The organism is Halomonas sp. ALS9 (genome assembly GCF_001651035.1).
GTDB lineage: Bacteria > Pseudomonadota > Gammaproteobacteria > Pseudomonadales > Halomonadaceae > Vreelandella.
In genome coordinates this window covers 46,038-66,029 of the sequence record NZ_LXRG01000210.1, presented here as the reverse complement: position 1 = coordinate 66,029, position 19,992 = coordinate 46,038, and the positions used below count along the sequence as shown (strand labels likewise).

The following is a 19,992-nucleotide window of genomic DNA, read 5'->3' as shown; positions in this document are numbered from 1 at the left end:
AAGCCTTTCAACAATTCAACAACCCCTTATAGGGATTCAAGAAAACGGATAAGTTCAGCGCGCTGGTCTTCGGGCAAGTCGCGATAGCCCTGAGTGGCCTCTTCCGCCTCGCCGCCGTGCCAGAGAATCGCCTCTTCCAAGGTGCGAGCTCGGCCATCGTGAAGAAAACCTGCCCGAGGGTTAACCGTGTGTGCCAAACCAATCCCCCACAGCGGCGGGGTGCGCCATTCGCGGCCATCGGCCTTAAACTCGCTGCGCTGGTCGGCCAGGGCGTCGCCCATATCGTGCAGCAACAGGTCGCTATAGGGCCATATTATCTGATCCGCTAGCGCCGGGCGGTCGGCATTCGCCGCAGTACGATGACGAGGCGTATGACAGCTGGCGCAGCCGAGCGCATTAAATCGCTCAGCTCCCTGTTTCACCGCTGGGTCATCCATATTTCGGCGCATCGGCACCGCAAGGCTGGAGGCGTAGAAGGTCACGAAGTCAGCTACGTCATCGCTGACTTCAGGCGTTCCGCCATTGGGAAAATCATCACAGCCCTGGCTCTCTGTGCAGTCAGTGTGCGGCACCAAACTGGAGGTTAGCCCCATATCGCCAGCAAAGGCGTGCAGGCCTTGCTGTTCAATGCTGGGCTCGCCGGCTTTCCAGCCGAAGCGCCCCATGACGGTGCTGCCAGTGCGCAGATCCCAAACCCGATTGGCGCGGCCGGAAATGCCGTCGCCATCGGCGTCGTCAGGATCGGCGGCGGCCAGCAGATCGGCTTCGGGAATCGCCTCCAGCAACCCCAGGCCAATCATCGGCGGCGCCAGCCGCGGCGAGGTCTGCAGATTCTCGGGCAACTCGCCATAGGCGGGTTCGGCAATCGAGTACAGCGGCTCCTGCAAGGTAACGCTAGAGCCATCGGCAAACGTCACTTCCCGCGGGCGATACTCGATCAGCATTTTGGCCTCTGGCTGCGCGCCAGATATCGCCGCCGTTTGTAGCTGCAAGCCGTAGTTGGGCACGGGAAGCGCACCGCGTTGTTCCAGAACCTCAGGCTCCGCTTGGCTGGAAGGCAGCGAGAGACGCAGAAAGAGCGCGATAGGGTTTTCATCGCCCGTCGGAGGATGTCCCCGGCCATCTTTTATGTGACAGCCCTGACAGCTATTGGTATTGAATAGCGGGCCCAGGCCGTCGCGGGCCTCGGTGCTGGCGGGGGCCGCCACCCAGGGGTTACGGAAGAAGCTATTGCCGACGCTGAAATCCAGCCGCTTGGTCATCGACATATTACCCAACGGCAGCGAATAGGCGTTGTGGTCGAACTGCTCCACCGAGCCATCGCCGCCGCTCATGGGCGTCGTTTGAATGGGCGGTGACTCACTGGCATATAGCGGCGCTGCCAGCAGCATCGTAAAAAAGCCGACTCGAATATAACGGCAGGGATAGACAATACGCCTACAGTGACTCATCACGCTCTACCTTGTGTACCTAATCGCTTGTCAGGAAAGCAAAAGCCGCACGACAGCGATGCTGCCGGCGGCTTACATTGCAACGCCAGTTGATCCTAGAACTGGTGACCAGCATCGTCAGGCTGCAAGGAGGTAACCCCTAACTTGCCAGCCGCCTGTTCGATGGATCCCGTTTGGGCAACGAGAGTGAGAATCGCCGCATTGATCAGTTCGCTGCCTTGCTCATTGCCCGGCGCGATCATCATGTCGAAGGCCATCGGCGAGCTCTCGGCTTCCGCCGCCTGCTTGATAGCGTCAAGACGCACCATCGTGGCGTCGAGCTGCTGAGCAAGCGTATCGGCAAGCTCGCCATCTTCCTGGGTTAGCAAGTCCTTCATTGAAGGCCCCTCTACCACGCTGCCATCAAGGCGCTGATAGGTGCCGGTGTAAATATTTTGAATACCCTGACCGTTGTAGTAATGGGAGTTGTGGGTATTGTCGCTGAAGCAGTCGTGCTCATCCTCAAAAGAGTTGGCTTCAAGAGCGACCTTTAAGCGCTCACCGGCAAGCTCCCCCAGGGACAGCGAGCCCATACCGAACAGCATGCGGCGCAAGCCCTCCTGATCACTTTCCGCCAACAGCTCCTGGCGATAGTTGCCCTCGGCATCCGGCGCCCACTGGGCGACCATCCACTCCAGGTCGTCGACTAGCAGGTCGGATACCGCGTCTAGGTACGTGCGACGACGGTCGCAGTTGCCATGGGTGCAGTCATCGCCGGTTTGGTAATCGCTGACCGGACGCTCCCCGCTACCTGCCTCAAAGCCGTTCAGATCCTGGCCCCAGAGCAAAAATTCGATGGCATGATAGCCGCTAGCGACGTTGGCTTCCGAGCCACCGATTTCATTTAGATCGGCCAGAAGTTGCGGGGTAATCTCGCTGACGTCCAGGCTTTCGCCCCCAACATTGATTTGCTCGTTGGCAATGATATTGGCCGTGGCGCCTTCGTTGCCCAGCTCGTGCTGGTAGTCATCGCCTTCGACGTAATCAATCATGCCTTCATCGAGGGGCCAGGCGTTTAGCTGCCCTTCCCAATCGTCTACCACGGCATTGCCGAAGCGAAACACTTCGCTCTGCTGATAAGGCACCCTCGCCTGCAGCCAAGCTTGCTTGGCTGCGTTCAGGGTCTCGGTAGTGGGATTGGCCAGCAATTCGTCGATGCGCTCGTTCAACACCTCGGCGGCGTTGAGTGCATCGGCGTAATTGGCATGCGCCAAGTCGGCGTAGTGGGTCACCACGGCATCGGCGCTAACGGTGTCGGCAGCAGCAGTGTTGGCAGTAAATACGGCGAAAGGCATCAGCGCGCTAAGCGCAACGATGCCAGCAAGAGGGCGACGGAGCATGATGGCGGGCATGATAGTGTCCTTTGGGCTATGGCGTTACAGAAACTGCTAAAATACACAAATAACTAAAATAAAGTGCTAAGGCATCTAGCTAGCGTTGGTGTTACATCTCAAGTTGAAATGTAATTCATTGGCCTATGAGATTCAATCCCATTAAATCTCATATTAATCGCACCGCCGGGTTTAATCGCCATTTTTTTGTTTTACGTCACTTTTTTGCTGCTATGGAATGGGAACACCGCCATGCTGGATTACAAACTACTTCACGCCTTAGCGACAGTGGTGGAATGCGCTGGTTTCGAGCGCGCAGGCGATATGCTGGGGCTTTCGCAGTCGGCCGTCTCCCAGCGCATCAAAGCGCTGGAAGTTCGCCTGGGCCAGCCAGTGCTGGTTCGCCACCCGCACTTAGCCCCCACGCCTGCGGGCCAGCGGCTGCTGACCCACTACCAGCAAGTGCAGCTATTAGAGCGAGACCTGCGGGGCTCCCTACCCACGCTGGATGATCAAGCACCGCGCCTGCGTATCGCGATCAATGCAGATAGCCTGGTCACCTGGTGGGCTCAGGCCGTCGCACATATCTGCCAGCAGGAGGGGGTACTGCTGGATCTAGTAATTGAAGACCAGGATGTCGGCCTTAAGCGCTTGCGCGATGGCGATGTAGCCGCCTGCCTATGCGCCACTCCACAGCCGATTGCCGGGGCACGCTGTGTGGCGCTAGGCGAAATGCACTACCACCCACTCGCCTCACCCGATTATGTGGCGCGCCACTTCCCGGAAGGGCCCAACGATGAAGCTTTTCAACAGGCACCTGCCATTGTCTTCGGCCCCCATGATCAGTTGCAGCACCAGTTTCTCGCCCAGTGCGGTTACCATGGCCGCTTTCCTTACCACCTTTGCCCTTCTTCAGAAGGGTTTGTGCGCTTAGCCGCGGCCGGTATCGGCTATGGCATGATGCCCCAGCTACAGGTCGGCGAATTAATGGCAAGCGGTCAATTAACCAGTGTTGCTCCCGGCCACTCTTTAGCGGTGCCACTTTATTGGCATTTTTGGCGCCACAGCGGACAGCTCATTCAGCGACTTACTCAGCATTTGAGTTATGTCACTCATTAAGTATGAGGGTTTTAGACACGATCTTTTGCCAAAGCCAACTACACTCAAAGAGCTTATCGTACGGCACAGGGAAATTTGAGCAGCTAGCGCTATGTCGACGAATTAGCGGCCCCCGGCGGGTGAGGGAACCCAGGGAACAGCGGACGGGGTAAAAAAACGAAAAAAGCGATACCCTAATGCATGCAATACGTTTAACGGCGGGTGTTTACACCGGCCTGTTGCTGCTGCTTGCGGTTTTTTTTATGCCGTGGGCCCAGGCAAGCACTCTTTTGTCCGCATCGCCAAGCCAAGCGAGCTATTCACTTGCCGCTTATAACGAGTTCTGGCACGCCGACGAAGCGTCTTTAACGATTAACGATCTACTCGCCAAACCGCGTTCCTTTAAACCTACCCACCACGCCGAAGATTTAAATTTCGGCTATACCCGAGGTGATGTATGGCTGCGCACTCAGGTGCGCAACGACTCGCCGATTCCCCAACGTTGGGTGGTGGAGTTTGAGTACCCGTTTCTGGATTACGTGACGCTTTACACGTTTCGCCAACAGCTCAGCAAAGTACAGCTGAGTGAGGTGCAACTGAGTGAAGTGCAAATAAGCGGCAGTGCGGTTCCCGTTGAACGGCGCGCGCTCGCCCACCGCCAAGCGGTTTTTCCCCTTGAGCTGGCCGCCTTTGAGACTGTTACCCTGTATACCCATGTGGCTGCATCGGGCAGCAAGATGCTTAGCTATAATTTATTAACACCCAAGACCTTTTATACTCAAAACGATCAGCATAATTTTTGGCTGGCCACTTATTTCGGCATGCTGTTGGCGATGGGTTTATACAACTTACTGCTATTTTTTGGCTTTAAAGAGCGCGTATTTCTTCACTACTCGCTATTTGTCGCTGGGTTTGGGCTTGCCATCCTGGCATTTAATGGCATTGGCACACTGATGTTTTGGAGTTTTTTGGGTGAGAACACGTCACGCTTGGTGGCACTCGGTTTCACCTTCGCCTCTACCATGGCTACGCTGTTTGCGCAGAGTTTTCTTAACACCGAGACATACTGCCCACGCTGGCATCAGATATTAAACACCTTTCGCAGTTACTGCTGGCTGGCCGTTATCGCGTCACTGCTGCTACCGATTCCTGCGGCGCTTCATCTCATGGATGTGACGGGCTTTATGGCTGCGTTACTACTGCTGATATGTGGTGGCTACTGCAGCTTAAGACGGGTGCCAAGCGCCCGACTGTTCGTGTTTGCGTGGTCAGTGTTCCTGCTCGGCGCTGGCACCTTCGCGCTGCGCAACCTGGGCGTACTGCCCGCCAACTTTATTACCCTGCACGGCATTCAAATTGGCTCTGCACTAGAAATGTTGCTGCTCTCGTTTGCTTTGGCATCACGCTTTAACAAACTTAAAAGGCAAAAAGAGCGTGCTCAAGCAGCTATGTTAACTGCACTTAAAAAGCAGGAAGCCGTGTTGGAACAAAAAGTCGCCGCCCGCACTCGTGCGCTGGAGCATTTAGCCAGCTGCGATATGCTGACCGGTTTATTAAATCGCCACGGCCTCGCCCACTGTGCAGCAGAAGCGCTGGAGCGCAATCGTCAATACAACCAACGACTGGCATTGCTGATGCTCGATCTTGATCGTTTCAAACCCATTAACGACTGTTACGGCCATGAGGCGGGAGATTTTGTATTACAACAAATAGCTAAACGCATTGCCCATCTGGCACGTACGGGCGACCACTGCGCACGCTTTGGCGGCGATGAGTTCGTTATTATCATGGAGAATATCGAACCCGACGATACGCTTGATAACATACAGGCTCGAGTCGAAGAAGCTATTCGCTCACCGATCAAGCTCCCCTGCGGGGAGCGAGTCAGTGTCAGCGTGAGCATCGGGGTAAGCACTTGCCAAGGAACGGACGACGCTACGCTTGAAAGCCTGCTGCGGGAGGCCGATAGCCATATGTACACTGTCAAATCGCGCCAAGCAGTAGAGTGTTACCGCTACGGCTCGGCGAGTTAGTCCTCGGCGATTTAGTCCTTGGCAATTTAGTCTTTAGCCATTTTCAAGACGGTTAATCAAACAGGCTCATTCGCTTCATCACGTTATCGCGCTTGATTTTCCAATGGAATATCGCCCCCGCGACGTGCAGTACCACCAAGCCTAAAATGGCCCACCCCAAACGTTCATGCCACATAAACAGCTGTTCAGATAGCTGCTCGCGCTCGCCGATTAACCCTGGCAAATGCCAGTGAAAAAACTCAACGGGGAATCCACCGCTGGCCGTTGCCGCCCAGCCCAACAAAGGCATGATAATGAGCGCTAAATAGAGCAAATGATGAACGCTGGTACTCACCACTCGCTCGAAGGCGTTTAAAGGCGGCTCATGGTCAGGCACCACGAAGGCCAGACGGGTAATAATACGTAGCGTCATTAGTAGCAGGATCAGCACACCCAGCGTTTTATGGCTGGTATACAGCAAGTTCGTGAGCATATTGCCGACTAAAGCGACGGTGCGTTCATAACCTAAAAAGCCTAACGTTAAACCGCTAGCCAAGGAGAGCAACACCGCGCCCGCCACCAGCCAGTGCAGTACCCGATGCGGGTAGATATAGTGATCCAGTTCGTGCATGTAGTGCTCCTAACAGCCATTGCATTTTTTTAGTCTAGTCAGTAACGCTCCCTTGCGCTGATTAAAGCACTACGCGGCCATCAACGCTAAACGTTACTGACGAAATACCTTATAGCGCTTGTTCAGGCACGGCCAACTGCTCGCGTATTAACTCTCCCAATCGACGCGCAGGCTCCGAAGGTCGGTGCGGTGCCCGGTGCAGCGCCAGCTCAATCATCGGCAGCGCAGGCAGCCCACTGCTCTCATCCAGCGGCCTCAACGCAGGGGTTAGCATGCTGCGAGTCACCACTACGATGGCCAGTCCAGCAGTAACAATCGGTGCTAGCCCGGCCATGGATTGGCTGGTATAGGCCACACGCCAGCTACGCCCGGCTGATTGCAACGCTTGCTCGGCTACTTCACGAAATACGTCTGCCCCCGGTGAATAGAGTGCCAGGGGCAGCGGGTCACTAAGCAGCGGCTGCTGGTTCATACCGACCGCCCACAGCAGCGGTTCCCGACGAATCACATCGCCGCCCGGTGAATTACGCTGCCGGGTCACCAGGGCGAGATCCAACTCTTTAGCCTTAACCTGCTCAACGAGATGTGTGCTGGTGCCACAGATCACCTTGAGCCCCACGGCGGGGTAGAGCTGATGAAAGTATGCGAATACTGAGGGCAGCAGCGAGGCGTAATCTTCAGGAATGCCGAGGGTCAAATCCCCTGTTACCTGTCGCGCCTGCATATCGCTCCACGCTTCATCGTTAAGCGCTAAGAGCCGCCGGGCATGGTTAAGTAGGCGCTCCCCTTCTGAGGTAAAGCGTATTCTTCGCCCTTCCCGCTCATGCAGCGTGAGCGATAGCTGTGCTTCTAATCGCTGCAGCTGCATGCTTACGGTGGATTGGGTGTACGCCAACCGTTTAGCGGCTGCGGTCACACTGCCGGTATCCGCAATGGCTACCAGGGTGCGCAGCAGGGTTAGGTCTAACGTGGGTGCACGCATATATCACCAAGCTTGATGAAACCGATCATAAAAGATCGATATTGTGATGCATTGATGATGAGTATGCTGCCCAGCAACTGCTCAAATCAAGGAGATCTCTTATGCATCCCGTTCACTCCCCCGCGTTATTCCCACGTTGGTACAGTGTTGGTGCGGCGCTGGTGGCCGTGATGCTTTGGAGTGCGGCACCGCTGCTGGCTGAATTTGCCAAAGCGTCTCCGCCCTTGCAGCTTACCGCCGTTACTCTGTTAGCGGGATCATTGGCAACGCTTCCGTTAAGCCGCCGCGTAAACGTAGCCGCCTGCGGCACGGGTTGGCAGCTCAGCGTTTGGGTGGGTATTCCGCTTCTCATCTTTGGCGCCGTCAGCACCTACTTTATTGGCATGCGGTTAGCGCCCGCTGCCGAGGCGGCGCTGATTACCTACACATGGCCGGTGCTGTTTGTGTTACTCAGCCAGTGGAGCCGTTGTGGCCGCCTGCAAATTGCTGGGGTTATCGGCGCGCTGATTGCGTTTTCGGGTGCGGCGCTGCTGCTGGTTCCTCAAGCCATCAATGGAGGTCTGGGTGGCGCCACCACAGGCTATGCGCTAGCCCTGTTGGCCGCCTGCTGCTGGGCAATCTATTCATGGTTAAGCCAAGCAGCGCCAGTAGCATTAACGCCACTGCTGCCGCGGCTACTGCTCATCGCTTGCGCTATTGCCGTAGCGGCGAGCCTGGCACTCGAAGGCACGCTGGCATTTCCCAGTGGAGAAGCATTGTTGGCAGGTATTGCCCTGGGGTTAGGGCCTTACGGAGTCGCCATGGTGGCGTGGGATAAAGCGTTGCGCTGGGGCCACGCGAGCCTAGTGGGCAGCTTGGCGTATGGCGTGCCGATCTTGGCCGCCCTGCTGCTGGTGCTGGCAGGCATGAGCGTACTCGACTGGCGTTTACCCGCCGCAGCCGTGCTGGTGGTGGTAGGCTGCCTCAAAGCTGGCCGTTAACTCCTTACTATTTATACTACTTACTATTTATACTCCTTACACCTAACAATTTACTCCTCACTACCGACCAACGCCCCTATCACGATAAGCAACAGGGGCGTTGGGCATTATCGATCAACGCTAATCATTAAAGCTAATCATCAAAGCTCTGGGGGAATATTCGTCGGTTCCATCTCAAGGCTTAGTTCGAATAAGCCGCTACCGGTAGCGCTAAAGCCCCGAGCGCTGACCGTGTAAGTGCCGGGCAGCAAGGGCTCCTGAAGCCGTGAGTCAGTACCGCCCGCGCCATCGTCATCGCTGGCGACAAAACCTTGGCCACTGATCTCTATAAAGGTATCAAAATCAGCAGAGCGCATTTCCAACGTCACTAGCGAGCTCTCAGTCACCTCCAACTGGTACGTCAGCGGTTCACCGCTGTACCAACCGTTGAGCGATTCACCAGGGGTAAGCATGCCTTCATTACGCAGATCCACATCGGGCATATCCCGCGGTTCCATGGAGAGCGTAAACATCCCACTACTCTCGCCATAGGCAGTGCGTGCCGTTAACTGATATTCACCGGGGGCAAGGAAATCAGCGATGCTGGCATCCAGATTACCGGCACTGTCATCATCTTCGCGGTAGTAACCGTTAGGCCCCTCAAGCACCAGGTAAGAATCGATGTCGCTGGAGCGCATTTCTATCTGGTACATACCCGCTTCTTCTACCTCTACTTGGTAGCTAAGATCCTGACCACTGTACCAACCGTTGAGAGAATCATCTGGGGTTAGCGCTCCATCATTACGCAGCTCACCATTACCCGGCAACTCGTGAGGCGCGACTGAGAGCGTATAAACGCCATTGCCATCACCGTAGGCGCTGCGTGCTGTCAGAGTGTATTCACCCGGCTCCAGGAAATCGGCAATGCGCGCGTCTAAATCACCAGCACTGTCGTCGTCTTCACGAGCGTAACCATTCGGCCCTTTAATCTCCAGGTAGGCGTCGAAGTCGTCAGAGCGCATTTCCAACTGGTAAAGACCCGCTTCTTCTATATTCAGGGTGATTTCACGGGCATCGCCTTGCAACCAGCTGTCGATTGGCTCGCCCACGGCCACCGTGTCGGCATCCGTCAACTCAACGGTGCGGCTGACAACGGTAAACGGGCCATAGCTATGGGCATCGACACCGCTAACCACCACCACATAGTCACCGCTCTCCTCAATACGGTGGCGCACGACAGGGGCATTATCAAGCAGCTGTAGCTGGTCATCATAAAGCGCCACAACGCCCTGCAGGGCTCCGTTGAGAGAAACCTCAACAATCTCATCCTCTTCCAGTGAAATGGCATAGCGCATAAAGCGGCTACCATCGTTACCGTTCAATTCGCTGGCCGAGGTTATTTCGCCACGCAGGCGCTCATCAAGGGTGAGCTTTTCAAGGCCAACAATAGCCTCGGCAACCGGCGGCTGATCGGTGATCTCAGCGCTTTCGGCAGGCACTTCATCGGCGGTTTGCCCTGGCAAGGGAATAATTTGAGCGGCGAGAAAACCAACGGCGGCGCCACCAACCGCCACCAATACAAACGCAAACGAAGAGGATTTAGCCATGAGCGGTTCCTTGTTGAGTCGCAATGACAATCATTAATTAGATAAGCACTTTTGATTATAAGATGCTTACTCAATTAAAGTGAGCGTTTAATGAAAAATGCTGCATTGCACAAGAATCTTTCTCTATGCGTTTCATACCTAGGCTGATAAGTCACTGAAACCCAAGGCCACATAAGTAGAGATTAAAAAATCTTGAAATTGAACCTATCTGCATCGATCTTCTCAAAGCTTGCTGACTCGTTGCGACAAGGGTAGTATCGACAGGCCTATCAGGCACCTCATCAAGAGTGCGGGATTCGCAACACGCAAAACCGAGGTACTCCTATGGGAGCCCAAAAAAGACTGATCCGAACGATTTGCTTGGCAGCAGTAGTAGTAAGCAGTGCTGCCAACAGTGCTTTTGCACATGAGACAGAAACGCAGGAAGGCGTTGCCTCCTTTTACAGTGACCGCTTTCAAGGCGCGACCACTGCCAGCGGAGAGCCCTTTGACCAGCAGGCATTGACCGCCGCACATCCGAGTTTGCCATTTGGCACGAAGGTGTTGGTGACACGCCCGGACACGGGGCAAGAGGTAGAAGTACTGATCAATGACCGCGGCCCCTTTATTCAAGGACGCATTATTGATTTATCTAAACGCGCGGCTGCGAAGCTTGGCATGATTCGCCGCGGTACAGCTCCAGTGATGGTAACGCTGTTGGATTAACGGATAACACATCCTTGATTGTTGTGTGATACCCCTTAGCCTAATCAATGTGACAGCACACAAAGCACCATTAACACAAGACAGCAAACAGACAGGGCGACCAGCGATGGTTCGCCCTGTTTTCTTATGCGGCTTACCTCATGTGACTTACTTCCCGATACATTAACGAACTTGCAAGCAGGCTAAGTGTCTCTATGCTGCAAGGAGTTCAACACGCTATTTGCAGGAGGCACTTATGCAGTCACAATTTTATACGCTTACCGATTACCCCAACGGCCTACCCGACCGCGCACTATTCAAGCTGGAAACACAAACCCTACCCGATCTAGCCGAGGGTGAAGTGCGCATTCGTAATCACTGGCTTTCCGTCGACCCCTACATGCGTGGTCGCATGAGCGGTATTCGCACTTACGTGGAGCCGTTTGAACTCGGCAAACCGATGGAAGGTGGCGCCATTGGTGAGGTGATCGAGTCCAATGATTCAAGCCTGAAAGTGGGCGACAAAGTCAGCCATATGGGCGGCTGGCGGGATGTTGCCCAACTTCCCGCACAGAGCGTCACCAAGTTACCCGATCTCGACGTTCCCGAGCAGGCCTACCTGGGTGTGCTGGGCATGCCTGGCATGACCGCCTGGACTGGCCTCAACCTGATTGCCGAATGTAAGCCTGGCGACAATGTTTTAGTCAGCGCGGCCAGCGGCGCAGTTGGCTCGTTAGCCGTCCAATTGGCTAAAGCGAAGGGCTGTCATGTGGTGGGTATTGCGGGCGCCGCTCATAAGCTCGCATGGCTGGAGTCATTGGGCGTCGAGCCGGTCAGCTACCAAGATAGAGACGCTCACGAGCTTGGCGATGCCATTAAACTCGCCAGCCCCAACGGTATCGACGTCTATTTCGAAAATGTCGGCGGCATTTGTCTTGAAGCGGCACTTAGCCAGCTTAATGAAGGCGCTCGGATTGCCGTGTGCGGCATGATTGATGGTTACAATGCCAAAGAACCTGCTCCTGGCCCTCGTAATCTTGCTCAGCTAATTATGCGCAAAGCCAAAATGCAGGGCTTTATCGTCACCGATCACTGGGCGAGCTACTCCTATTTCCTAAACGAAGTGGCTCCCCAGGTAGCGGAAGGTAAACTGGATTATAAAGAGACCGTGAAAGAGGGCTTAGAAAGCACGCCCGACGCCTTCCTCGCCCTGTTTGATGGCGGCAACACCGGTAAAATGCTGGTCAAACTGTAGCGTTCCGCTCATCTCTATACCACCCTTATTGCACCCTGGCCGCAGCACGCGTTGCGCTTCGGCCAGGGCTTCAACTAAGAAAAAATTATCAAAACGTTAGACCAATAGCGAATTGATAATTAAAATTGTCTTTAAGAAATGTGTGTTTTAACCCATCGGCGCTGTCGATGGGTTAGAGCGCGTTGTTGGTACATTGTTACAAGGGGACATCTCATGGAAGAAAGCACGCGCGATCACGGTAAAGGGCCAGCGATTGTCGCTGGCCTGTTACTACTTATTGTCGGCTTGGCGCTCGCTCTTGGCGGCAGCAAGCTCGTCAGCGTAGGCGGCAGCGCCTACTACTTAATTGCCGGACTTAGTATTATTGCCTGCGGCGTTTTATTTGCTCTGCGTCGCGGCGCCGCGCTGTGGCTCTACGCGCTGATACTTTTCGCCACTTTGGTGTGGGCATTGTGGGAGGTTGGCCTCGACTGGTGGCAGTTAGTGCCTCGCGTCGCCATTCTCTGCTTGATTGGCATTCTGCTGCTTCTGCCCTGGTGGCGTAAGCCGCTGCACTCAAAAGGCGGCAGCCTGGCGCTTGTTGGTAGCATTGCTGCCGCGGTTATCGTGGCCATTGCCAGTCAGTTTAACGACCCCGGCGCTATCGAAGGGTCGCTGGCAACTAACCGCTCATCAACGGCCGATAGCGTTAACCCTGCCCAAGTGGCGGACGATGACTGGCCCGCCTATGGCGGTACCAATGCGGGCACCCACTACTCTTCCCTTGATCAAATTACCCCGGACAACATCGGCGAGCTTGAAGAGGTATGGCGCATTCAAACCGGTGACAAAGCGGGCCCCAACGCGCCCCCGGAAATCACCAATCAGAATACCCCGCTAAAAGTGAACGACAGTTTGTATATCTGTACGTCTCACAGCCGGGCGATGGCGCTGTCTCCTGAAACAGGCGAAACCCTGTGGGCGTTTGACCCCGAAATCAGCACCATGGGGGCAGATGACTTTTCCGGCTGGGCGCATATGACCTGCCGCGGCCTCGCCTACTATGACGCCGCTAACTATTCTACTGATACTAGCGACGCTGCGACCGATAGCACAGAAGAGACGAACAGTGACGCTACCCCGAACAGTGCTACAGCGCTCTCTTTTGATATCTTCGATAGCAACGACATTTTCAGCCTGGATCTCTCCTTCTTGTCACTGATGTTTGGGGCTGAAGAAGAAAACGGCACCCCACAGCCAATGCTCAGTGAAACCGACGTTATGTGCCCACGCAGGCTCTACCTGCCGACGGCGGATGCGCGTTTGATTGCACTGAATGCTGACACGGGTGAGCGGTGCGCCAGCTTTGGCGATAACGGCGAAATTGATCTTACTAACAACATCGGTGAATTTTCTCCAGGCGGTTACTACTCCACCTCTCCGCCCACGGTCACTGAGAACCTGGTTATTCTAGGTGGGCACGTCACCGACAATAGCTCCACCGACGAGCCGTCCGGCGTTATCCGTGCCTTTGATGTGCATACCGGTGAGCTGGTATGGAACTGGGATAGCGGCAATCCCGATAACACCGACCCGCTACCAGAAGGTGAAACCTACACGCGCAACTCCCCCAACGTATGGGCACCAATCAGCGTTGATGAAGAACTGGGCCTCGTATACCTGCCCATGGGTAACGCTACGCCTGACCAATATGGCGCCAACCGCACCGAGAACGACGAAACTTATAGCGCAGGCCTGGTAGCACTTAACGTCGATGACGGTCAGGTGGCGTGGGTTTATCAGTTTGTGCACCACGACCTATGGGATATGGATACACCGGCACAGCCCGTGCTAATTGATTTGGCGACTAATGAGGGCACCCAGCCCGCGGTTATTCAGCCGACCAAACAGGGCAGCCTGTATGTATTGAACCGCGAAACCGGCGAACCGATTGTACCCATCGAAGAAGTACCGGTTCCGCAGGGCGCCGTAGAAGGCGACTGGACGGCCGAAACGCAGCCGCGCTCAGCGCTTAACCTGCTGCCATCGCCGCTCACCGAGCGCGATATGTGGGGTGCTTCACCGTTTGACCAGATGATGTGCCGCATTCAGTTCAATTCTTTGCGCTACGAAGGCCAATACACACCGCCTTCGCTGGAAGGCAGCATCGTTTATCCAGGTAACGTGGGGGTAATGAACTGGGGCGGCGTTGCGGTGGATCCTGAACGCCAAGCGCTGTTTACCGGGGCTAAATATTTGGCCTTCGTTTCCACGCTGGTGCCCCGCGAAGAAGTCGAAGAGGCTGAAGGCTCTGCCAGTGAACAAGGGCTGCAAATTAATGCAGGCGCGCCCTATGCCGTTAAATTAGGCCCGCTGCTATCAGTACTCGGCCTACCCTGCCAAGCGCCTTCCTGGGGTGACGTTGCGGGCATCGACTTGCAAAGCAATGAAGTGGTATGGAAACACCGCAATGGCACCACGCGGGACAGCATGCCGTTTGACCTGCCGATTGGTTTGAACGTCGGTGTTCCTGCGCTAGGCGGCCCATTAACCACCGCTGGCGGTGTGTCATTCTTGAGCGGCACGCTGGATCAGTACCTGCGCGGATACGACATCACCACCGGCGAGGAGCTGTATAAAGCGCGCCTACCGGCAGGTGGCCAAGCTACCCCGATGACCTATACAGGCCAAGATGGCCGACAGTACGTGGTCGTCACGGCGGGGGGCCACGGTACCTTTGGTACCAAGATGGGCGATTATGTAATTGGCTACGCGCTACCGGAGTGATCGGTTAGCTTAGCGACGCGTAAGGACAATCGCCAACGAGAACGGGCGGCCTCATCAATGAGCGCCGCCCGTTTTTATTTACAAAGCCTTTAAAACTTCTCTTTTAAAAGAGCACTTTTTTGAAACGTATCTCTTAGAAACTTACCTCTTAGAAACGCACCTCTAGCCCGCCATACACACTGCGCCCAGGAGCAGGTTCGTAGAAACGTCCAAAGGTGCCGTTCAAGCGCACGTTGGCGTAGTGCTCTTCATCAAACAGATTGCGCACACCTACGTAAGCATTTAGCCGTGTATCGCTACCCAACTGCCAACCATCCCCCACCCGCAGGTTCACCAGCCAGTAGCTATCCACCTCTGTCTCGTTAGCGTTGTCCGCCACCAAATCGCCCACATACTGGGTTTCCAGCGTGGCAAAGCGCTCATCAAGGCCTTGCCAGGTTAGCTGGTTGACCCAGGTTTGCTCGGGCAGGCCGGGAATACGGTTACCAGCGAAGCTTTCAGTGGGGGTGGCGAACTGATCAAACTCATAACGGGCTAGCGTCAGGGCGCTATTTAGCCGCCACTGGCTGGCCACCTGCCAACCCAGCGCCAGCTCAATGCCGTCACGGTCGGTGTCGCCTGCGTTTTGATAGAAAGTGCGGCCGCCGTCATCATAAGGCACCAGCTCATCGCGTACGCGTACTGAAAACAGCGCTAAATCGTAATCCATCGCCAGCGGCTCTACATAACCCCGCAGACCCACCTCACGGTTCCAGGCTTTTTGCGGTGACACCGATGGGTTAAAGCCGCCGCCCGCGGGGTTAGCAAACTCTGAGAACGTCGGCGTTTCAAAAGCGGTACCGGTATTGATATAAGCCTGATGCTGCGGGCGGTAACGATAGCTAAGCCCCGCCGAGCCGCTCCATTCGTTGAAGGTTTGCTCGCCGCTTTGATCACCATCGTCCTGATAGCGGTCATCTACCTCCAGCTCTACTCGGTCAAACCGTGCGCCAAGCGAAAGCGTCACTTGCTCGGTGAGCGCCAGATCGCCCTGGGCAAACACTCCCGCCGAGGTCGCAGTCTGCGTCTCTTCCGCCACCTGCTCGCCGATAACGCCTTGGCCGTTTACATCGTTGCGGAAGCGCTCATCGTCCTGGCGGGCCACATCAACACCGGTGATATAGCTTAACGGCAGGCTACCCAGGCTGACTTCATGGTGATACTCAGCGCTCGCGCCCAGGTAGTCGCGCTGGTAGCCGATGCGGCTATCGCCCACGTAGGGCAGTTGCTGCTCAAAATCACGCTGGGCGATAAAGCCTTTGAGATAAAGCTCGCCAGAGCCAGCGGACAAATCTTCGTACTGTAAGCCAAGCAACTGCTGATCGACATTCTGCCCTGCGTCTAGCGCCAGCGAATTAGGTGCGGCTTGATCACGGCCACTCGCCACTTCACGCGCGTTCAGCGCGCCGGGATCTTCGGAGCGCGGGTTGTCGAGCAGATTGATGATCGCGGTTAACGCCCGGTCGCTGCCTAGCTCGCGGCGCAGCTTGGCATTCAGCAGGTACTTCTCTGTGGAGCTTTGCTCCCGATAGCCATCCACATTGAGCGCCGAAAAACTCACATGGTGCGACCAATCCCCCTGAGCGCCCCCTGTTTGCACAACCGCCTTGCGGTAGCCATCGCTGCCCACTTCGGTGCGCACACTCGAGCCAGGGTTATCACGCCCATCGGCGGTGGTGACATCAATCACCCCACCCGCCGCGTTACCGTAGAGCACCGAAGAGGGCCCACGGATCACTTCAATGCGCTCTGCGCTGTCCAGATCAATGGCATCCAGCTGCGCCTGGCCGTCCGGCAGCGTATAGGGAATACCATCCACCATCACAGTAATCCCGCGCACCCCAAACGGCGCCCGGGCGCCAAAGCCGCGAATGGAGATTCGCTGGCCTTGGGCAAAGTTATCGCGATTTTGCAAAAACACCCCTGGCACGCGTACTAACGCCTCATCCAGCCGTGTACGCTGCTGCCCCTGAGCAATCGCTTCGTGGTCAAGCGTTGAAACCGCAGCGGGCGTAGCGTAAAGCTCCCGCGATAGCCGAGGCGCCGTCACTTCCAGCGTGGCCAAGTTATTGCTATCGGTCGGACTCTCTTGCGCCCAGCTTGGGCTTGCGCCCAGGCAGCTTAATAAGCAAAAAGACGTGGTAGTTACTTTTAACGGTACTTTTTTTAACGACGCTTTTTTTAACGATGCTTTGAACACGGGATTCCTTCCAAACAGCATAGAGCGGAAATAAATGGCGGAGTTGAACGAATGTCTACTCGGCTAGTCACAGAGGATTCGCCAAGGCATGGATAAATAGATAGATCGTGCCTACACTTGTACAAGTTACACCAATGAAAGCAAAGGAGGCTTCATGGCGTTTACAGCGACTGATCCAATCAAGATGATTTTTGCCGTAATACTTCCCCCACTCGGCGTTTTTTTTGAGGTCGGTTTTAAAGGGCATTTCTGGCTGAACATTATTCTAACGCTATTTGGCTTCGTACCGGGCATCATTCATGCGTTTTATGTAATATTGAAACATTAGGTTTTAACAGCCTGGTTTTAATAGCCGGTTATTGAGAGCCACGTAGCGTAAAGACGAAGCCGCCCAAGCTAACACTTGGGCGGCTTTTTTATGTCATTACGACAAGCGGGCATGGCGCCGCTTATGCAACGCGTGAACGCGCTCATCCAGCTCCGCTATCGGGCCTTCCACCTTGAGCCCAGGCACCACCTGCTGAATAGGCAGAATCGCGACTGGCGATGGGGACACACCTAAATCGTCAAGCCAGCGACTCAGCTGTTGAGATGAACTGACGTAGACAATTCGCCCAAGCCCTACCCAGCCATGGGCAGCGGCGCACATAGGGCAGTGCTCACCCGATGTATAAACGGTTGCCTTTGCTCGCGCCTCTGGCGTCATATGCTGCGCCGCCCAGCGCGCCAGGAAGAACTCAGGGTGCTGAGTTGAATCCCCACCGGCAATGCGATTACGGTCTTCTGCCAAGACATCCCCTTCGGCACTTACCAGCACGCTGCCAAAAGGTTCATCCCCCGCGTTAAGGGCCTCTTCGGCTAGCTCAACGGCACGGGTCAAATATCCAAGCTCTCGATTATCCATTGTAGGTTCTCCGCTGGATTAGTGACTGTCTCAACAACTGTCTCAACAACTGTCTCAACAACTGTCTCAACGACTTTACTCAACGACCTGCGCTGATTAGCCTTTTACTGCTTCTGGCGTGTCGCCTTCGGGCACTTCCTGTAACTGCTCACCTTCGCTTCGAGCAATGACTGAGGTGCCGACCAAGTCGCCTGTCACATTTAACGCGGTAGCGCCCATTCCCACCAGCGCATCAATCGCAGCCAGCAGCGCAACCGTCTCGATGGGCAGCCCCACTTGGGCAAACACAGTGGCAATCATGATGATACCGGCCCCTGGCACCCCTGCCGTACCTACCGATACCAGCGTGCCAATTAGCACGATCTGCACCATGCTAATGAAATCCAACGGCGCGCCAATCACATTGGCCGCAAATACCGCCGAGATAGCGATACGAATCGCTGCCCCATCCATATTTAAAGTAGCCCCTAACGGCAGGCTGAAGCCATAGATGCTTTTGGGGATCCCTAAGCGGTGGGCAGCATTAATAGTGAGCGGTAATGTACCCGAGCTACTTTGGGTGGCAAACGCAGTGGCCATCGGCGTACGGGCCTCGCGGAAAAAGGTGCGCAGCTTCACGCCAAACAGTCGCATGATGCCGCAATAAATCAGCAACTGGGTTGCTAGAGCGATATACAGTACAACCACCATATCGCCCAAAGAGAGCAGCGTTTCCAATCCCTGCTGACTCACCGTTTCAGCGACAATCGCAAACACCCCGATAGGCACATAGTGCAGCACCCCTGACATCACTTTTAGCGTGACCTCGTTGAGCGCCTCAATCACGCCATAAAGCCGTTCCCCCATGGCATGCTGACGCTCCGACTGACGCATTTTTAGCAGCGCAATACCAAACACCAGCGCCGTGAAAATAATGCCCAGCATATTGAGTTCGGCAAACGCACCAATAATATTATCCGGCACGATATTCAGCAGCGTATCCACAACGCCTGGATTCTCGGGCACCGAGAAGCTGGCACTCTCGTCCAAGGACATACCACTGCCGGGGCTAAACAGCGTGGCAACAGCCAAGCCCACCATGATCGCCAGCGCCGAAGAGGCCAGGTAATAAATGAACACCTTACCGCCGACGCGACCGGCACTGCCCTCGCGGGACTGGTTCACCCCGACCATCAGTGTGAATAGCACGATAGGCACAATCAGAAATGTAAGTAGTCGCAGAAGCAAATCCCCTAACGGCGCCAACCAAGCAGCCACTGCCTCACCACCGACAAGGCCAACCACAACCCCCAGCACTAGCGCGATAGTGACGCGTAAAATCAATGACGCCTGTGAATAGGCCTTCCAGATACTTGTCATTTAAGTCCCTAAAGATTTGAGGAAATTGGTAGGTCTAATAGTACCTACCACTCTATTAGTGTGGCACAGCGATATCTAGCAAGTGGTAAAGCAGGTAGCTTTCAAAGGCCTCACCGAAAGTGTATTGAAAATGGGCTGGTAATAGCGTCTTTCACTGACCCCATAGGTAAGATAATCCAGAAAGGCTTTGACACACGCTACGATCCATGACACTGTAGCGTCAGTTGGTTAGCAAGCAAGCATGGTTTCAGAAGTGTACGAAAAAGATTTAGAAATGTACGAGATAGACATGTACGAGATCTTTCGGCAAGACTGTAATTGTATTCCTTGTTTTATCCGCTATTAATCTGGGTGATACCAGGAACTTTACTAAGCGCTTTGCGCGAAAGGATTTTATTATGTCTACTGGCACAGTTAAGTGGTTCAACGATACTAAAGGCTTCGGTTTTATTGCTCCTTCTGACGGCGGCGATGACCTGTTTGCACATTTCTCTGAGATTCAAGCAGACGGCTTCAAAACCCTGCAAGAAGGTGCTAACGTTTCTTTTGACGTTACCCAGGGTAAGAAAGGTCTTCAAGCTTCAAACATCAAGCAAATCTCCTAACATTTATTGTTAGCAGTTTGCTCGAACCTTTCGAGGTTCGGATAACAAGGCCCGCTTATGCGGGCCTTGT

16 protein-coding genes are annotated in these 19,992 nt (G+C 55.0%); 8 read left to right on the top strand and 8 right to left on the bottom strand.

Going from position 1 to position 19,992, the window contains the following annotated elements; all coding sequences use genetic code 11:
• Positions 1–26: 26 nt before the first annotated feature.
• Both A6R74_RS19585 and A6R74_RS19580 read right to left on the bottom strand, forming a co-directional pair.
• Positions 27–1,451 (bottom strand): di-heme oxidoreductase family protein, encoded by a 1,425-nt coding sequence (locus tag A6R74_RS19585; protein WP_240488275.1) that lies wholly within the window; start codon positions 1,449–1,451, stop codon positions 27–29.
• A gap of 95 nt (positions 1,452–1,546) precedes the next feature.
• A complete protein-coding gene (locus tag A6R74_RS19580) occupies positions 1,547–2,842 on the bottom strand; it encodes an imelysin family protein (protein WP_121499428.1) in 1,296 nt (431 codons plus the stop codon).
• Positions 2,843–3,073: 231 nt separating this feature from the next.
• Between A6R74_RS19580 and A6R74_RS19575 the strand changes: the two genes are divergently transcribed.
• Both A6R74_RS19575 and A6R74_RS19570 read left to right on the top strand, forming a co-directional pair.
• The gene (locus A6R74_RS19575; RefSeq protein WP_064236143.1) at positions 3,074–3,940 is read left to right on the top strand and encodes a LysR family transcriptional regulator ArgP; all 867 of its coding nucleotides are present in this window, start codon (positions 3,074–3,076) and stop codon (positions 3,938–3,940) included.
• Positions 3,941–4,116: 176 nt separating this feature from the next.
• Entirely contained in the window at positions 4,117–5,952 is a 1,836-nt protein-coding gene (locus A6R74_RS19570; protein ID WP_064236142.1) for a diguanylate cyclase, read from the top strand.
• Between the two features lie 52 nt (positions 5,953–6,004).
• On the opposite strand, the gene A6R74_RS19565 is transcribed toward A6R74_RS19570, so the two are convergent.
• Both A6R74_RS19565 and A6R74_RS19560 read right to left on the bottom strand, forming a co-directional pair.
• Entirely contained in the window at positions 6,005–6,562 is a 558-nt protein-coding gene (locus tag A6R74_RS19565; RefSeq protein ID WP_035577052.1) for a cytochrome b, read from the bottom strand.
• A gap of 109 nt (positions 6,563–6,671) precedes the next feature.
• Positions 6,672–7,544 (bottom strand): LysR substrate-binding domain-containing protein, encoded by an 873-nt coding sequence (locus tag A6R74_RS19560; RefSeq protein ID WP_064236141.1) that lies wholly within the window; start codon positions 7,542–7,544, stop codon positions 6,672–6,674.
• A gap of 101 nt (positions 7,545–7,645) precedes the next feature.
• On the opposite strand from A6R74_RS19560, the gene A6R74_RS19555 reads away from it, so the two are divergent.
• Positions 7,646–8,524, top strand: a complete 879-nt coding sequence (locus tag A6R74_RS19555; protein WP_064236140.1) for a DMT family transporter — start codon at positions 7,646–7,648, stop codon at positions 8,522–8,524.
• 140 nt (positions 8,525–8,664) lie between these two features.
• Here A6R74_RS19555 and A6R74_RS19550 read toward each other — a convergent pair whose 3' ends face one another.
• The gene (locus tag A6R74_RS19550) at positions 8,665–10,110 is read right to left on the bottom strand and encodes a hypothetical protein (protein ID WP_064236139.1); all 1,446 of its coding nucleotides are present in this window, start codon (positions 10,108–10,110) and stop codon (positions 8,665–8,667) included.
• 324 nt (positions 10,111–10,434) lie between these two features.
• Here A6R74_RS19550 and A6R74_RS19545 point away from each other — a divergent pair, with 324 nt between their 5' ends.
• The 3 genes from A6R74_RS19545 (at position 10,435) to A6R74_RS19535 (ending at position 14,815) form a co-directional block, all read left to right on the top strand.
• Positions 10,435–10,815: a septal ring lytic transglycosylase RlpA family protein gene (locus A6R74_RS19545; RefSeq protein ID WP_064236138.1), complete on the top strand. Its 381-nt coding sequence runs from the start codon at positions 10,435–10,437 to the stop codon at positions 10,813–10,815.
• Positions 10,816–11,050: 235 nt separating this feature from the next.
• Entirely contained in the window at positions 11,051–12,049 is a 999-nt protein-coding gene (locus A6R74_RS19540; protein WP_064236137.1) for an NADP-dependent oxidoreductase, read from the top strand.
• A gap of 213 nt (positions 12,050–12,262) precedes the next feature.
• Positions 12,263–14,815, top strand: coding sequence for a glucose/quinate/shikimate family membrane-bound PQQ-dependent dehydrogenase (locus A6R74_RS19535; RefSeq protein WP_064236136.1), 2,553 nt, complete (start codon positions 12,263–12,265; stop codon positions 14,813–14,815).
• Between the two features lie 148 nt (positions 14,816–14,963).
• Here the strand turns inward: A6R74_RS19535 and A6R74_RS19530 are convergent, their stop codons facing one another.
• Positions 14,964–17,054 carry a TonB-dependent receptor family protein gene (locus A6R74_RS19530; protein ID WP_353048331.1) on the bottom strand — a complete coding sequence of 697 codons (2,091 nt, stop codon included), beginning with the start codon at positions 17,052–17,054 and terminating at the stop codon, positions 14,964–14,966.
• Positions 17,055–17,208: 154 nt separating this feature from the next.
• Here A6R74_RS19530 and A6R74_RS22060 point away from each other — a divergent pair, with 154 nt between their 5' ends.
• A complete protein-coding gene (locus tag A6R74_RS22060; protein WP_009722289.1) occupies positions 17,209–17,382 on the top strand; it encodes a YqaE/Pmp3 family membrane protein in 174 nt (57 codons plus the stop codon).
• A 96-nt stretch (positions 17,383–17,478) separates the two neighbouring features.
• Here A6R74_RS22060 and A6R74_RS19525 read toward each other — a convergent pair whose 3' ends face one another.
• The gene (locus A6R74_RS19525; protein WP_064236135.1) at positions 17,479–17,958 is read right to left on the bottom strand and encodes a nucleoside deaminase; all 480 of its coding nucleotides are present in this window, start codon (positions 17,956–17,958) and stop codon (positions 17,479–17,481) included.
• Between the two features lie 96 nt (positions 17,959–18,054).
• Positions 18,055–19,317: a dicarboxylate/amino acid:cation symporter gene (locus A6R74_RS19520; RefSeq protein WP_064236134.1), complete on the bottom strand. Its 1,263-nt coding sequence runs from the start codon at positions 19,315–19,317 to the stop codon at positions 18,055–18,057.
• A 398-nt stretch (positions 19,318–19,715) separates the two neighbouring features.
• Here A6R74_RS19520 and A6R74_RS19515 point away from each other — a divergent pair, with 398 nt between their 5' ends.
• Positions 19,716–19,922 (top strand): cold-shock protein, encoded by a 207-nt coding sequence (locus A6R74_RS19515; protein ID WP_007111402.1) that lies wholly within the window; start codon positions 19,716–19,718, stop codon positions 19,920–19,922.
• Positions 19,923–19,992: the final 70 nt, after the last annotated feature.

Coding starts and splice junctions, on each gene's coding strand:
- A6R74_RS19585 (WP_240488275.1), bottom strand. CDS start 1,451: ATGAGTCACTGTAGGCGTATTGTCTATCCCTGCCGTTATATTCGAGTC.
- A6R74_RS19580 (WP_121499428.1), bottom strand. CDS start 2,842: ATGCCCGCCATCATGCTCCGTCGCCCTCTTGCTGGCATCGTTGCGCTT.
- A6R74_RS19575 (WP_064236143.1), top strand. CDS start 3,074: ATGCTGGATTACAAACTACTTCACGCCTTAGCGACAGTGGTGGAATGC.
- A6R74_RS19570 (WP_064236142.1), top strand. CDS start 4,117: ATGCATGCAATACGTTTAACGGCGGGTGTTTACACCGGCCTGTTGCTG.
- A6R74_RS19565 (WP_035577052.1), bottom strand. CDS start 6,562: ATGCACGAACTGGATCACTATATCTACCCGCATCGGGTACTGCACTGG.
- A6R74_RS19560 (WP_064236141.1), bottom strand. CDS start 7,544: ATGCGTGCACCCACGTTAGACCTAACCCTGCTGCGCACCCTGGTAGCC.
- A6R74_RS19555 (WP_064236140.1), top strand. CDS start 7,646: ATGCATCCCGTTCACTCCCCCGCGTTATTCCCACGTTGGTACAGTGTT.
- A6R74_RS19550 (WP_064236139.1), bottom strand. CDS start 10,110: ATGGCTAAATCCTCTTCGTTTGCGTTTGTATTGGTGGCGGTTGGTGGC.
- A6R74_RS19545 (WP_064236138.1), top strand. CDS start 10,435: ATGGGAGCCCAAAAAAGACTGATCCGAACGATTTGCTTGGCAGCAGTA.
- A6R74_RS19540 (WP_064236137.1), top strand. CDS start 11,051: ATGCAGTCACAATTTTATACGCTTACCGATTACCCCAACGGCCTACCC.
- A6R74_RS19535 (WP_064236136.1), top strand. CDS start 12,263: ATGGAAGAAAGCACGCGCGATCACGGTAAAGGGCCAGCGATTGTCGCT.
- A6R74_RS22060 (WP_009722289.1), top strand. CDS start 17,209: ATGGCGTTTACAGCGACTGATCCAATCAAGATGATTTTTGCCGTAATA.
- A6R74_RS19525 (WP_064236135.1), bottom strand. CDS start 17,958: ATGGATAATCGAGAGCTTGGATATTTGACCCGTGCCGTTGAGCTAGCC.
- A6R74_RS19520 (WP_064236134.1), bottom strand. CDS start 19,317: ATGACAAGTATCTGGAAGGCCTATTCACAGGCGTCATTGATTTTACGC.
- A6R74_RS19515 (WP_007111402.1), top strand. CDS start 19,716: ATGTCTACTGGCACAGTTAAGTGGTTCAACGATACTAAAGGCTTCGGT.